The 13,498-nt window shown below is 41.7% G+C and carries 9 protein-coding genes; 3 read left to right on the top strand and 6 right to left on the bottom strand.

Annotated features, from left to right (window positions below):
* Positions 1-9: 9 nt before the first annotated feature.
* The 4 genes from dndE to KME09_16530 form a co-directional block, all read right to left on the bottom strand.
* Positions 10-396 (bottom strand): DNA sulfur modification protein DndE, encoded by a 387-nt coding sequence (gene dndE / locus KME09_16545; protein MBW4535547.1) that lies wholly within the window; start codon positions 394-396, stop codon positions 10-12.
* Between the two features lie 86 nt (positions 397-482).
* The gene (locus KME09_16540) at positions 483-1,595 is read right to left on the bottom strand and encodes an ABC transporter permease (protein ID MBW4535546.1); all 1,113 of its coding nucleotides are present in this window, start codon (positions 1,593-1,595) and stop codon (positions 483-485) included.
* A gap of 86 nt (positions 1,596-1,681) precedes the next feature.
* On the bottom strand, positions 1,682-1,867 hold the full coding sequence (locus tag KME09_16535) for a hypothetical protein (protein ID MBW4535545.1): 186 nt from the start codon (positions 1,865-1,867) through the stop codon (positions 1,682-1,684).
* A gap of 96 nt (positions 1,868-1,963) precedes the next feature.
* Positions 1,964-2,158: a hypothetical protein gene (locus KME09_16530; GenBank protein MBW4535544.1), complete on the bottom strand. Its 195-nt coding sequence runs from the start codon at positions 2,156-2,158 to the stop codon at positions 1,964-1,966.
* 783 nt (positions 2,159-2,941) lie between these two features.
* Here KME09_16530 and KME09_16525 point away from each other — a divergent pair.
* Complete coding sequence (locus KME09_16525) at positions 2,942-3,214, top strand: transposase (protein MBW4535543.1); 273 nt, start codon at positions 2,942-2,944, stop codon at positions 3,212-3,214.
* Between the two features lie 99 nt (positions 3,215-3,313).
* Here the strand turns inward: KME09_16525 and KME09_16520 are convergent, their stop codons facing one another.
* Together KME09_16520 and KME09_16515 are read right to left on the bottom strand one after the other, a co-directional pair.
* The gene (locus KME09_16520) at positions 3,314-4,864 is read right to left on the bottom strand and encodes a serine/threonine protein kinase (GenBank protein ID MBW4535542.1); all 1,551 of its coding nucleotides are present in this window, start codon (positions 4,862-4,864) and stop codon (positions 3,314-3,316) included.
* Between the two features lie 76 nt (positions 4,865-4,940).
* Positions 4,941-5,717 carry a class I SAM-dependent methyltransferase gene (locus KME09_16515; protein ID MBW4535541.1) on the bottom strand — a complete coding sequence of 259 codons (777 nt, stop codon included), beginning with the start codon at positions 5,715-5,717 and terminating at the stop codon, positions 4,941-4,943.
* Positions 5,718-6,163: 446 nt separating this feature from the next.
* Here KME09_16515 and KME09_16510 point away from each other — a divergent pair, with 446 nt between their 5' ends.
* Positions 6,164-9,283: a PAS domain-containing protein gene (locus KME09_16510; GenBank protein MBW4535540.1), complete on the top strand. Its 3,120-nt coding sequence runs from the start codon at positions 6,164-6,166 to the stop codon at positions 9,281-9,283.
* A 168-nt stretch (positions 9,284-9,451) separates the two neighbouring features.
* Positions 9,452-13,363 (top strand): response regulator, encoded by a 3,912-nt coding sequence (locus KME09_16505; GenBank protein ID MBW4535539.1) that lies wholly within the window; start codon positions 9,452-9,454, stop codon positions 13,361-13,363.
* Positions 13,364-13,498 lie beyond the last annotated feature (135 nt).

Below are 13,498 nucleotides of genomic sequence, written 5' to 3'. Positions count from 1 at the left end.
GATTTACAGCTATTTAACCATATTCAAAGCAACCAAATCTTCGACCTGCTTAATATTATTATCTCCTGCCAAATAGCCAATCCCACGATGTAAATGGAGAGTAAACTGCTCTTTTAAAGTATCTTGTTCTGTTCCCAGTCCATCTTGAGTACATCTTTGCTTCAAAGCAATTAATAGTATATCGGCGATCTCTCCGCCAAAAACATTCCAAGCTATTTCTACTTTACTATCAGTTTTAATTGGTACGGGAGAAGGGATGCTAGGTTCTGCTAGGGAACGACAAAAAGCCCAGCGACAAAGAATATTCCACTGCTTAATTCTGGTATTGCGCTTAAGTTTGACCAGCTGATCTTCGGCTGTCCTAGAAATGCGAACTCGTTCTAGAGGATTATCCATTGATTAATTACTAATTACTAATTACTGATTATTTGCGAAGCTTATCCTTTAGGACTAATTACTGCTCATTGTTCACTGTTCACTGTTCATTGCTGACTGCGGGGATCTAGGGCATCTCTTAAACCATCTCCTAAAAGATTAAAGGCTAAGACGGTCAAAATGATTAGTAATGCAGGGGGAATAATTAACCAAGGTTGCAATACCAAGATCGAGGCATTAGTGGCAGATGATAATAGATTACCCCAGCTAGGATCTTTGGCTTGAATACCTAAGCCAATCAAGCTCAAAACTGATTCAGCAATAATAAAGCCTGGGACAGCTAAAGTAGCGGAAATAATGATATAAGTAGCTGTCTGAGGTAAAATATGACGCACGATAATATAAAGCGGATTTGCACCCATGGCATTAGCAGCCTGAACAAATTCTTGCTCCTTAATTGATAAAACTTGCCCCCTCACTACTCGCGCTAATCCTGCCCAACTAATTAAAGAAGTGATTAGAACAATGATCAGGAAAGTTTGAGCGCTACTTAAGCCATCGGGAATCACTGAAGCTAAGGCAATTAGTAAATAGATTCCTGGTATAGTCATCAAAACTTCCACCAGGCGCATGATTACAGCATCGATTGTACCGCCAAAGTAGCCAGAAATTCCTCCTGCCAACATACCTAGAGGATAGGAAACAGCTATTCCTGCAAGTCCAATAAATAGGCTAATTCTGCCACCAAACAACAGGCGACTGAATAAATCTCTACCTTGTTCGTCCGTACCCAGGATATTAATTTGAGCTTTACCTACTGTGCCAAATAAATGCCTATTTAAGGGAATACCAGGAAAAATAGTGACCGACTCAAAGCTAGGGGGTATGGGTAAAGATATTTTAAATAAATTATAGGGCGTACCTTTAACGAAAAGATTAATAGGGTTAGGGCGATCGCGATCGATAATTAATAAGCGATCGCCTGTATTTATATCTGTCTTTCCCTGAGTTGTTGGATAAACAAATGGTGTGGTTAACTTACCTGTCTCATCGCGCCAATGAATTGCCGTTGGTGGCAATAAAGATCCATCATCTTGAGAAGTATAGGGAGAGTATGGGGCAATAAAATCGGCAAAAATAACCACAAGATAAAAAGTAATCAGGATCGATGCACCAATCTGTGCCAAAGTATTATGCTTGAGTTTCTGCCACCAGTTCATAAATCAGTTACCAGTTGTTGGTTAGTTGAATGATGTTCAATTATAGCCGTACAAAATTATAGCGATCGCCAAATATGGCAATATTTTTACAACCATTGGTGACAATTATTTCCATAGACATGTCTAAAAAGAGTAGTAATACATACATCTTCTAGTTTCTTTACTTCCCAAACGTTAGGAATTAAACCCAAATCAGACTCAACCATTTTCACGCGATCGCAACCTGGAAAACGGAATTTAACAAACCACTCTTGGTAGATAGTTTGCGCCATTGATTCTAATATTTTTATGGCGTTTTATAACTAACTTCCTCTAGCCTGACGTAGTTTATTTCTCAATCTGGCAACTACAGTTTCCCCATCAACGCCTTAACCTCTATCTAAGGATTCAATACCTTCTTCTATCTTTGCTCTAGTTTCTGTCAGCCATTCGTCATATTCAGACTGTAATCGTTCAAAAACCAAAAACATTTTATTCATCACTTCTTCAGGAGAATTATATTTACCATTGGCTACCTGCGCCTCGATAAACTTTTCCTGTTCTGGTTTTAATTGAATTGTCATAACCTTATCCTCATAATCACCAGGGCTATTTCGTTCTAACTGTAGTGAACCAAGAAATAAATATTCTTGGCTGAAAATTAAAGTCCGTTTAAACGGACTTAATGTACTTAGACAGAGAATTTATTCTCTGGATATATGAAAATGAAATAGCCCTGTTTAATCACTTGATGATTTATTTATCCCTTTGTGAATATCTTCGTAAGAACTATTACCTTCTCTGATATCTCCAGATAAACTAAACCATTTACGGCTATGACACCAGATATTTCAACGAACTTTGGAAACTTCAATCATTTATTGGGTCTTGCACACTTTTGGTGAAACTCAAGACGAGCGATCGCTAAAACTATCTTCAACATCAATGATGTTTTTGCGACAAGCATTTTATGAGTAAATAGTAGAGAAACAAAAAAAGTCCTTATTTATGTCCGAAATCCAACCCTGTGATAATTCTTCCTTGCTACTACAACATTTACTGCCCGATTTTTTTCTCTTTCACTAATTTCTTGGTCAATTAGTGAAAGAGAAAATCAGCTAACAATACAGGTCAAAACTCAGAATATACAAGCAGTTTGTCCGATTTGTAGCTCAACAAGCTCTAAAGTTCATAGCAATTATCAGCGATCGCGTCTTGATGCAGTCGCTCATGGGGGAAACCCCCAAGACCGCGCTGCATCGCTACTGGATGTATCTTGGGGGAACTATCAAGTCTGCTTAAAACTTTCAACTCAGAAATTATTCTGCTCGAACTCAAATTGTGAGCGTCGAATTTTTACAATTAGATTGCCCGAAATAGCTGCACCTTGGGCAAGACGAACACAACCAAATAAATTAGCTGAATGGTTGGAAAAAGCCGAATCGAGTAAAATCAGAGCCATTACTGGTTTTGCCCCCAAACTGAAAGACGATTTAGATGCAGTCAGGAACGGAGTGACTTATCAGTGGAGTAATGGGCAAGTTGAAGGCCAAGTTAATCGACTCAAGATGCTCAAACGTCAAATGTATGGTCGTGCCAGTCACGAACTACTCAAGAGAAGATTTTTGTGTCCTGTTTAGTAATCGGCGATCGCCCGTCTTGAGTTTCACCAAAAGTGTGCAAGACCCAACGCTCACCTTAACAGGGGTAGAGCTTAGAGCTTAGAGCTTACAGCTTTATTAATGAAACTCACGATCCCAAATGCCGACATAGATACGTTCTTCGGGATTTTGCTGTATCACCCCTTCGATATTATTATTGATTTTGAAGTCATGGCGATCGCTAATTTTAAAATATATTTGATTGAGATAACGGTCAATTTCTGGCGAATACTTATCCTGCATTAATTGCTGCACATGTTGTTTAATTGTCTTTAGCTCGACTGAATTATCAAAGCCAATCTCCGCCTGACGAACTCTACCAGTTTTAGCATCGGTTAAATAGCCTAAAGTAATTTTCTTGGAGATGGTATTCTCATACAGTAAAGCTCTGCTGTTGGGCCAATATCCGCTACTATTTTTGCTTGGCTTTCCTAGTAACTGGACAATACTTTGCTGAGTCATTCCCAGAGGAGAAGCGGGAATTTTCACCGTAGTTTTGGGCTGGGGAGTCGGGGATATTAAACTGGAATCTAGCGTATCCGTCACTAAATCGTCTCGATCGTTAAGATACTGCTCGGTATCTTTTTTCGCAACCTGAGTAAAATCTGTATTTACAAGAATTAAAGTAAAAGCTAGAGTTGCCAAAGTCGCAACAGATAAGAGGGAAAAAAGTTTAGTTTCTGGAGTGAGCTTTAATTTTGGGGGTGGTGGCTTAATTACAGGCATAGCCAAATTGATCGGCGGAGAGTTTAAGGCTTTAAGCATCTCTTCAGCAGAAAAATAGCGATCGCTCATTTGAGGGCAAATAGCTCGCTCGATTACCCTAACTAGATGAATCTTCAGGTTGGGAATTTCTCGATGCCATAGTAGTTTTTTGGTTTGTGGATCTGTAGCAAATTCTGCTGGATTTTTACCCGTTAAGAGATAAATAGCTGTTAAACCCAAACTATAAAGATCGCTGGCAAAAACTGATTTTCCCTGTTGTTGTTCTGGAGGAATATAGTCTCGTCGATAAGCCACAACTGGACTAAATTGCGGATAGTGATTCAGACGGGAATGTAAACTGCTTGGCAAAAGCGATCGTTGCTTCTCTTCAATTTTTGCTTCTAAATCTTTTACCCCACCAAAATAAATTGGCACTGGCAAAAAGCTGTTGGGAGATCTAGAGAACCAATGATCTCGACGCAAGATAATTGTACTAGGCTTTAAATGCCGATAAATAATACCATAGCTATGAATATATTGTAGAAAGGATAAAACACTGTGCAAGATCGCTTCTACTTCTTCTGTTGACAATGTTCCTTGTTGCTCAACTCGTTGTTTGAGAGTTAAACCAGCAATCCACTCGCGAACTAAGTAAAAGTCCTCTCCATCCATGAAATATTCATACAACCGAGGTATTTGACGATTTTTACCACTAAGAAGCTTTAACGTTTTGGCTTCTTGATAAAACAAACGTCTAATATTTTCTGCTTCAGGATTGCCCAAAATCGGACGAAACTTTTTGATAATATAGCGACGGCGATGATAAAACCTGCTATTGTCTGTAGCTAAAAAGGTTTCACTAAAGGCATTGCGAGCCAAAGTTTTTAAGATGCGATATTTATCCTGAATTAATTTACCTTTCATCAAGGCACATGACATGTTGCTACATAATGATTAAAGTGTAATAAATTTGAGTCAACAAATCTACTCCACAAATTAATTAATCAGTCACTATAATTCGATAACCTGCATCATATTCTTGCTGGTTGAGTAAATCTCCATATTTCTCTAGCCAAAAGCCACTGTTGAGATCTGCTTTTAATTGTTTTAAACCCATTTCCAATTCGTTTGAAGGCATTTTAGCAAAACTAGAAATGCCCCGACGAACTTGCTCATCTAAATAAATTTCAGGTTTACACCAGCCAGATGCCGCAAACAAATCACTTAAATTATTAGGTAATAAGAACGGAACTATAGCTGTTTCTCTATGAGTAATTTGGTAAATTAAGTGAGCTATCTTTTGAATGCTGGGAAAAGTAGCTAGAGTGTCTCGAATAAAATAAGGAAAATAATCTGTTAACCAAAAATCGGCAATTTTCGCTTGTTCAAAGGCAAAAATGACGATCTTTCGCGATTTAGTAATACGACTAATTTCTCTCAACCCTGCATCTAAATCGTTAAAGTGATGTAGTGCTAGCATTACCACCGCACCATCTACAGTATGATCGGCTAAAGGAATTTGCTCGGCACTGGCAGTTATCCAACTAACATTAGGATGGGGGTTTTGTTGACGCTGCATCAGTTCTGAAGGCTCGATCGCGATTACCTGATATCCTTGTTGAGCGAGCGCATTACTATAGTTTCCTGTCCCCGCACCAATATCTGCGATCGTGCTACCTGTCGGTAAATCAAGCAAACTGATTAATTTAGCGACGATTCTCTCGTCTGCTTGGCGGGTAGCATTATAATCTTCGCCAATGGAATTATATAAAGTCATGGTTATTTAGAGTGCGATCGCTAACTTACCTAAAAAAGCTGTTAGCTGTTAGCTTTTAGCTTTGAGCTTCAGAAGATTACTTAAGTAAATAGCTTATAGCCAGGGCTACTTCATGCTGAAAAGTGACGAAATATGCTGTAAATTAAATTAGAGCTCTTTTTTGCTTGAGCCATATTGTTAAAATTATTGAAATCAGCCTTTTAATAAAAATTAAGTACGTCTAATGTAAATTATTAAAACTTGCTTTTAGGATAGCTCGTGCTGGAAAAACCCTATTTTTTCGACTTGTGAGCGAATAAATACGCTGACTAAACTTACTTATGTGAGGAGTTTTCCAAAGCTAAAAGCTAAAAGCTAAAAGCTAAGAGCTAAGAGCTAGTAAATTGGAACGAAGGTAATTTACATTAAGCGTTAAGTATTAAATTTCTGGCAATTGAGCAAATCTTATGAAGACGTTGCAAAGTGATTACAACATTTTGATTGTTAACGACTCCTTGCTGGAACGAACAACTTTGCGGTGTTATTTACAACAGGAAACAAATTTTGCCTACACTGTCTGGGAGGCAGAGTCAACAGAGGAAGCATGGCAGCTATGCGACAGCCAACTACCCGATGGCATTGTCCTAGATTATTTGCTGCGCGATCGAGATGGATTAGAGTTTCTGGTTGAATTGAAAACTAGTATTGGTGAAAACTGTCCGCCTGTAATTATGGTCAACGATCGCGGTTATGAAGCGATCGCCATTCAGGCATTCAAAGCGGGTGTTGAAGATTATCTGATTAAGCAAGAGATTACCTCAGAAAGTCTCAGATGTATAACTAGAGCTGCGATCGAGAATTTTCGGCTACGTCAGAAGTTGCGTCAGAGTGAGGAACGCTTTCGTACTTCAATCGAAAATATGCTCGATTGTTTTGGTATCTATACTGCAATTCGCGATCGCGATACTGGTGCAATTATCGACTTTAAGATCGAATATCTTAATGCACCTGCACTGGAAAGTAACCGCATGACGGTTGACGATATCGGGAAGCCATTGTGCGAATTGTTACCTGCCCATCGCGAATGTGGATTATTTGCCGAATATTGCCATGTGGTTGAGACTGGAAAACCACTGGTTAAAGACTGTCTCATCTATGCGGATCGCTTCGGCGAACAAGATCTGACTAGAGCTTACAGCGTGCAGGTACGTAAGCTTAATGATGGTTTTGTCGCATCGTGGCGCGACATTACTGAGGAAAAACAGCGTGAAATCTTACTACAACAAAGCGAAGAACGCTATCGAGAAATCATTGACCAGCAAACCGAGCTAATTTGCCGATTTTCCCCCGACTTGACGCTGACGTTTGTGAATCAAGCATATAGTCGCTATTTTGACTCTACACCCGAGCAACTAATTGGTCAAAATTTTCTTAACTTAATTCCCGAAAGCGATCGCTCTTCGGTACAACAGCAGATTACTAACCTAGGTAGGGCAACGCCAGAGAATGCGGTGCTTAGTCACGAACATCCAGTTCTTAAGCCAAATGGCGAAATAGGCATTCAGCAGTGGATGAATCGCGCCATTTTTGCTCAAAATGGTCAGTTAATTGAATTTCAGGCGGTAGGACGAGATATTAGCGATCGCGCCTTAGCTGAATCCGCTCTGCGTCAAAGTGAAGCCTTTAATCGACAGATTCTCGAAACTATCCCAGACTGCATCAAGGTTTTAGATCTTGAAGGTAAGATACTTTACCTAAATTCTTTCGGTCAGGATCTGCTCGGTTTGCATGATACAAATTACCTTAATGTCAGGTTGGTCGAGCTTTGGCAAAAAGGCGATCGCACTCAGTTAGAACAGGCGATCGATCTTGCCCTCTCAGGTGAAATTAGTAAATTTGAGGGATATTGTCCACTTAAAAACGGAACGCCAAAATGGTGGGAAGTGGTCCTCACGCCAAGGTTTGATGACAACGGACAAGTTGAACAATTGTTGTCAGTTTCACGAGATATTAGCGATCGCAAACAGATGGAAGCATCATCTCAGCAGCAACTCGCCCAAATTGAAGCAATTTATGCCACTGCACCGATTGGACTGTGTTTTTTAGATCGAGAGCGGCGATTTATACAGTTAAACGAGCGATTGGCGGAAATCAATGGCTTACCTGTATCTGAGCATTTGGGAAAAACCATACGGGAGATTGTACCCGAACTAGCAGATATTCAAGAATCAATCTTCGAGCAAGTTTTTCAAACAGGGCTGCCGATTTTAGATGTGGAAGTTCGGGGAACAACCCCTGCTCAACCACAAGTCGAACGTCATTGGTTGGCCAGCTATTACCCGTTAAAGACAGCAGATGAACAGGTACTTGGTATCAATATTACTGTGCTGGAGATTACTGAACGCAAGCAAGCCGAACAAGAACGCGAGCGACTGTTGACAGAAGCACAAACCGCTCGGACGCTAGCCGAAGCAGCTAATCGCAGTAAAGATGAATTCGTGGCTGTGGTTGCTCATGAATTGCGATCGCCGATTAATTCTGTGGCAGGTTGGGCGCAACTGTTACGGATGCGTAAATTCGATCCAGCCAATGTCGATCGTGCCTTAGAGGCGATCGAGCGCGGAACTCAGACTCAAGTGCAACTGATCGAAGACTTGCTCGACATTTCCCGCATGGCAAGTGGTAAACTGCACTTAACCCTTGCACCTGTTAATTTGGCAATGATCGTGGGCGGGGCAATCAGTCTCATGCGTCCGATGGCAGAGGCGAAACAAATTCATCTAGATAGCCGATTAACCGCGCTCGCTCAAGTTTCTGGCGATCTCAACCGCTTACAGCAAATTGTGGTCAACTTGCTTACCAATGCGCTCAAATTCACGCCAGAAGAGGGACGAGTTACCATTACCTTAAAGCAAGTCGCACAGCAGGCACAAATTCAAGTAAGAGATACGGGAAAAGGAATCAGTCCCGAAATTTTGCCGAGTATATTCGAGCGGTTTCAGCAGGGACAGAAAAATTCAGGCTCTAAAGACGGATTGGGTTTGGGACTGGCGATTGTTAAAAATCTGGTTGAAATGCACGACGGAACAATTACCGCAGATAGTCCTGGGATCGGACAGGGGGCGACATTTACTGTCTATTTACCATTACTAGAATCAGCAGCCGCTAACATCGAAGAAGTCGCGATCGCTCCCGAATCAGTATCTTTAGCGGGAATTTCCATACTTGCTGTCGATGATGAACCAGATTCACTGGAACTGCTTAAGTTTATTCTAGAAGAGGCTGGAGCAGAAGTTCAGACTGCGCCCAGTGGCTCAACTGCCCTAGAGATCTTATCTCAGTTCAATCCTAGTCTAATAGTTAGTGATATTGCCATGCCAGATATCAATGGTTATCAATTACTACAAAAAATCAGAACCCGTTATCCTGAGCGCCAGATTCCTGCGATCGCACTTACTGCTTATGCCAGTTCAAGCGATCGCGATTATGCCCTGAGAATTGGATTTGAGAAATACTTTTCTAAGCCGATCGAGCCAGAGGTTTTAATGCGCACAATTGTTAGTTTGATTAAGGATCAGAAGACTTGAGTACAGGCTAATTTAGATATTATGTAATTTAAACGCAATAACCCATTACCCATTACCCATTACCCATTACCCATTACCCATTACCTATTTACTTCGATCGATCGCGGAACGCAGTTGAGATAGAGTCGGCATTGCTCACCCTGTCTACTTCTTAATCCCTAAACCCTAATGTTGAAAATACCAAAAAAGTTATTATTAACGGCTCGAATCGCAGGTATCATCGTCACTCTGGTGGGATGTCTGGTTTTGATTGGTGGTTGGGGCATGAATATCACTGTGTTCAAAAGCATTCCTGGAGATACAGCTAGTATGAAAGCTAATGCTGCCTTGTGTTTTATTTTGGCGGGGGTGTCTTTAGGATGGCAAACGCAGCAAAGGCGAAGTTATCGAGTGGCAAAAGGCTTGGCGATCGCGGTTAGTGCGATCGCTATACTTACCCTGAGTCAATATCTCTTGGGCTGGAATTTAGGAATTGACCAGCTACTCTTTCAAGAGTTGCCAGGTGATCCGACAATCGATTACCCAGGTCGCATGGGAGAAAATACAGCACTCAATTTTGCCCTAGTAGGACTAGCACTTTATTTGCTGAGACAAAGAACACGCCGTAGCGATCGCCTTGCCCAAACTGCCACAATCTGCGCTACTGTGGTCGCACTTTTGGCTCTTATCGGTCATGTTTACAACGTGCAAATCTTTTATCGATTTATCTTCTACTCCTCTTCAATGGCTTTGCATACTTGCCTAACTTTTCTAGTTTTGTGTATAGGTATTTTATCGACACAAGCTAATCGTGGTTTTATGCGGCCGCTGACGAGTAATATGGCAGGGGGGATTGTAGCTGGGCGGTTAATTTTAATAGCGCTCGCAATTCCGTTTATTTTGGGTTGGTTAATTTTACAAGGACTGCGGGCTAACCTTTACGATCCTGCCTTTAGCCTGGGTCTGTTGGTGGTTTTACTCATTTTCACCCTAGTTTTGCTAATCTGGAAAAATGCTCAGCGGCTTAATCAGCTAGATTACGATCGCAACCGATCGTCCGATCGGTTGCGATCGAGCGAAGAACGGTATCGCAACATTTTTGAATCGGTTGGTGTTTCTATTTGGTTAGAAGATTTTTCTGAAGTTAAAGCAGCGATCGACCGACTCAAAGCATCAGACGTTAGGGATTTTCGGGCTTATTTTGCCGAGCATCCCGAATTTGTGCAGTGGGCGATTGGTGCTATCCGTATTCTCGACGTGAACAACATCGCCTTACAATTGACTGGCGCAACAGACAAAGCGCAATTATTGACATCGCTACAGGAAATTTTTCTACCCGAAACTATCCCAGTATTTATTGACGAACTTTTGGCGATCGCTGAGGGCAAAACTTTCTTTCAGTCTGAGACATTGGTGAGAACTATACAAGGGGAAAAGTTATATGTGTTGTTTAGTATCACCTTCCCTCCGCCTAGCGAACCCTACGATCGCGTTCTGGTCACTTGGTCAGATATTAGCGATCGCAAACAAGCCCAATTCAATGAGCAATTCCTCAAAGAACTAGATCTGCGTTTACGTCAACTCGATCATGCTGAAGCAATGGTGTGGGAAGCAGTAAGCAGCCTGGGTGAATATTTAAACGTCGATCGCTGTTTTTGGCACGAAATAGACTGGGAAAATCATGTAGCAATAATCGAACGCAACTGGAGGCGGGGAGAAGATGTTTGCGATTTAGCGGGAATGTACCCTCTGGAAAACTTTTTTACTGCTGAACAGTTCGATCGTCTCGCTGCGGGACAGCCGATCGTTGTTTCTGATGTTACGACTCATCCCGATACCGCGCCCTATGCTCAAAGCTACCGGCCTTTAGCTGTAGCTGCATTTGTTGCTACTCCTTGTATTCAATTGGGGCAGTGGGTTGCTAATCTTTCAATTAATTGCACAACAGCGCGTAATTGGCGAGAAGATGAAGTAAAACTACTGCAAGAAACTGTGGCTCGTCTCTGGTCGATCATCGAGCAAATGCGAGCAGTACAAGCATTGCGCGAAAGCGAGTATCAGTACCGCACATTATTTGAAACCATCGATCAAGGTTTCTGCGTTTGCCAAATGTTGTTTGACGAGAATGGTAAACCTAGTGATTATCGTTTCCTTGAAGTCAACTCAGTATTTGAACAAATGACTGGACTTAAGCAAGCGACGGGTAAAACAGCGCGGGAACTCGTGCCAAATCTCGAAGACTTTTGGATTCAGACTTATGGCACAGTCGTGCTGACAGGTGAACCCATTCGACTTGAGAATCAATCTAAAGCTATGAATCGGTGGTTTACTGTTAATGCCTTCCGCTTTGATGAGACGCAAAGCGACAAGTTTGCAGTCTTGTTCGCCAACATCACTGCGCGTAAACAAGCCGAAGCAGATTTAAAAGAACGCAACGACCACATTCAAATCTTATATGAAACCAGTCGTGATTTACTCTCAACCTACCAACCCCTTACTTTAATAGATGCTTTATTTACCAAACTAAAACCTTTAATTGGGCTAGATATTTACATTAACTATATTCTTGATGAAGAACAGCAAAAGTTACACCTGATCTTTCATGGTGGTATTTCCGATGAGATGGTTCAATCAATCGAATGGTTAGAGATAGGTCAAGCCGTTTGTGGCACAGTTGCCCAACAACGATGTCAAATCGTGCAACCAAATCTACAGCAATCGACCGATCCCAAAACAGAATTAGTGCGATCGCTCGGTTTAACCACCTATTCCTGTCAACCTTTAATATCTGGTGGAAAATTCTTCGGCACATTAAGTTTTGGTAGTCGCACGCGCACGGATTTTACTCCAGCAGAAAAAAAATTATTTCAAGCAATTTGCGATCGCCTGGCGATCGCGCTAGAGCGAACAGAAATATTATCTTCCTTGCAACAACAGACTGAAGAATTAACACGGGCTAATCGTCTCAAAGATGAATTCCTGGCAGCGTTATCTCACGAATTGCGAACTCCCCTCAATCCAATTATGGGTTGGACAAAACTACTGCAAACTCAGAAGCTAACACTTCCTAAAACCCAGGAAGCACTATCGACGATTGAACGTAATGTCATACAACAAATTGCTTTGGTGGAAGATTTACTCGATGTTTCTCGCGTCGTGCAAGGACAATTTAAATTAACATCTCAACCCGTTGACTTAGCGCCGATTCTTAATGCTGCCAGTGATAGTGTTCGCTTTGCAGCGATCGCCAAGTCGATTACTCTAGAGTTGCACTACCCTGCTGATTCAATCAGCCAAGTCATGGGGGATGAACTTCGACTACAACAAGTTTTTTGGAATCTGCTCTCCAACGCCATTAAGTTTACCCCCGATAATGGACGTGTAGACGTGTGGTTAGAACAAGTTCAAAACAATGCCCAAATTCGTATTACAGATACAGGTATTGGCATTGCTGCTGAATTTCTGCCCTACGTTTTCGACCGTTTTCGACAAGCGGATGGTAGTTCTACTCGTCGGTACGGCGGTTTAGGTTTGGGATTGGCACTCGTCAAACATTTAGTTGAATTGCACGGTGGTACGGTGTCAGCCGAAAGTCTCGGTGAAGGAAGGGGTGCAACATTTAAGGTCAACCTGCCACTGTTAAAATCAGTATCGTCTAATCCAGCCACAAGTAACTCACAACAGCTACAAACTGAATTATCCTCTGCTACTTCAGAATCTTTAAGGGGAATTCGAGTGTTAGTTGTTGATGATGAGCCAGACAATCTCGATCTATTAGATTTTGTTTTAAAACAAGAAGGAGCGATCGTCACAACCGTTAATTGCGCAACAGAAGCACTAACGATTATCGCCGAAAACCCTCCCGATATTTTAATCAGCGATATTGGAATGCCAAACATGGACGGCTACGAACTTTTACGACAAGTCAGAGCATTGCCTAGCCAGCAAAATAAACCCATCAAAGCGATCGCCCTAACGGCTTTTGCTCAACAGGAAGATCGAGAACGGATGCTCAAAGCAGGTTTTCAGGCTTATCTCTCTAAACCTTGCAATCTAGTTGATTTGATTGCAGCGATCGCTCTTGAAGTCGGTAGGAAGTAGGAAATAGCGCGAAATTCCGTTGCCCTAAAGGACTAGCCCTAAAGGATTAGCTCGCAAGCTCGCGTCCTTCGCGTCGCGCGGGTTTCCCGCGTTGCCCTAAAGGGTATATCCGTAGGTGTATCCTTTAGGACACCT

The sequence above is a fragment of the Pleurocapsa minor HA4230-MV1 genome (assembly GCA_019359095.1).
GTDB classification, from domain to species: Bacteria; Cyanobacteriota; Cyanobacteriia; order Cyanobacteriales; family Xenococcaceae; genus Waterburya; species Waterburya minor.
The sequence above is the reverse complement of the archived record's forward strand: the minus strand, read 5'-3'. Positions and strand labels throughout refer to the sequence as shown.

Bases quoted from the DNA above. Each gene is read 5' to 3' on its own strand.
- KME09_16505 (MBW4535539.1), top strand. From the start codon at position 9,452: ATGTTGAAAATACCAAAAAAGTTATTATTAACGGCTCGAATCGCAGGT.
- KME09_16510 (MBW4535540.1), top strand. From the start codon at position 6,164: ATGAAGACGTTGCAAAGTGATTACAACATTTTGATTGTTAACGACTCC.
- KME09_16520 (MBW4535542.1), bottom strand. From the start codon at position 4,864: ATGAAAGGTAAATTAATTCAGGATAAATATCGCATCTTAAAAACTTTG.
- KME09_16540 (MBW4535546.1), bottom strand. From the start codon at position 1,595: ATGAACTGGTGGCAGAAACTCAAGCATAATACTTTGGCACAGATTGGT.
- KME09_16515 (MBW4535541.1), bottom strand. From the start codon at position 5,717: ATGACTTTATATAATTCCATTGGCGAAGATTATAATGCTACCCGCCAA.
- KME09_16535 (MBW4535545.1), bottom strand. From the start codon at position 1,867: ATGGCGCAAACTATCTACCAAGAGTGGTTTGTTAAATTCCGTTTTCCA.
- dndE (MBW4535547.1), bottom strand. From the start codon at position 396: ATGGATAATCCTCTAGAACGAGTTCGCATTTCTAGGACAGCCGAAGAT.
- KME09_16530 (MBW4535544.1), bottom strand. From the start codon at position 2,158: ATGACAATTCAATTAAAACCAGAACAGGAAAAGTTTATCGAGGCGCAG.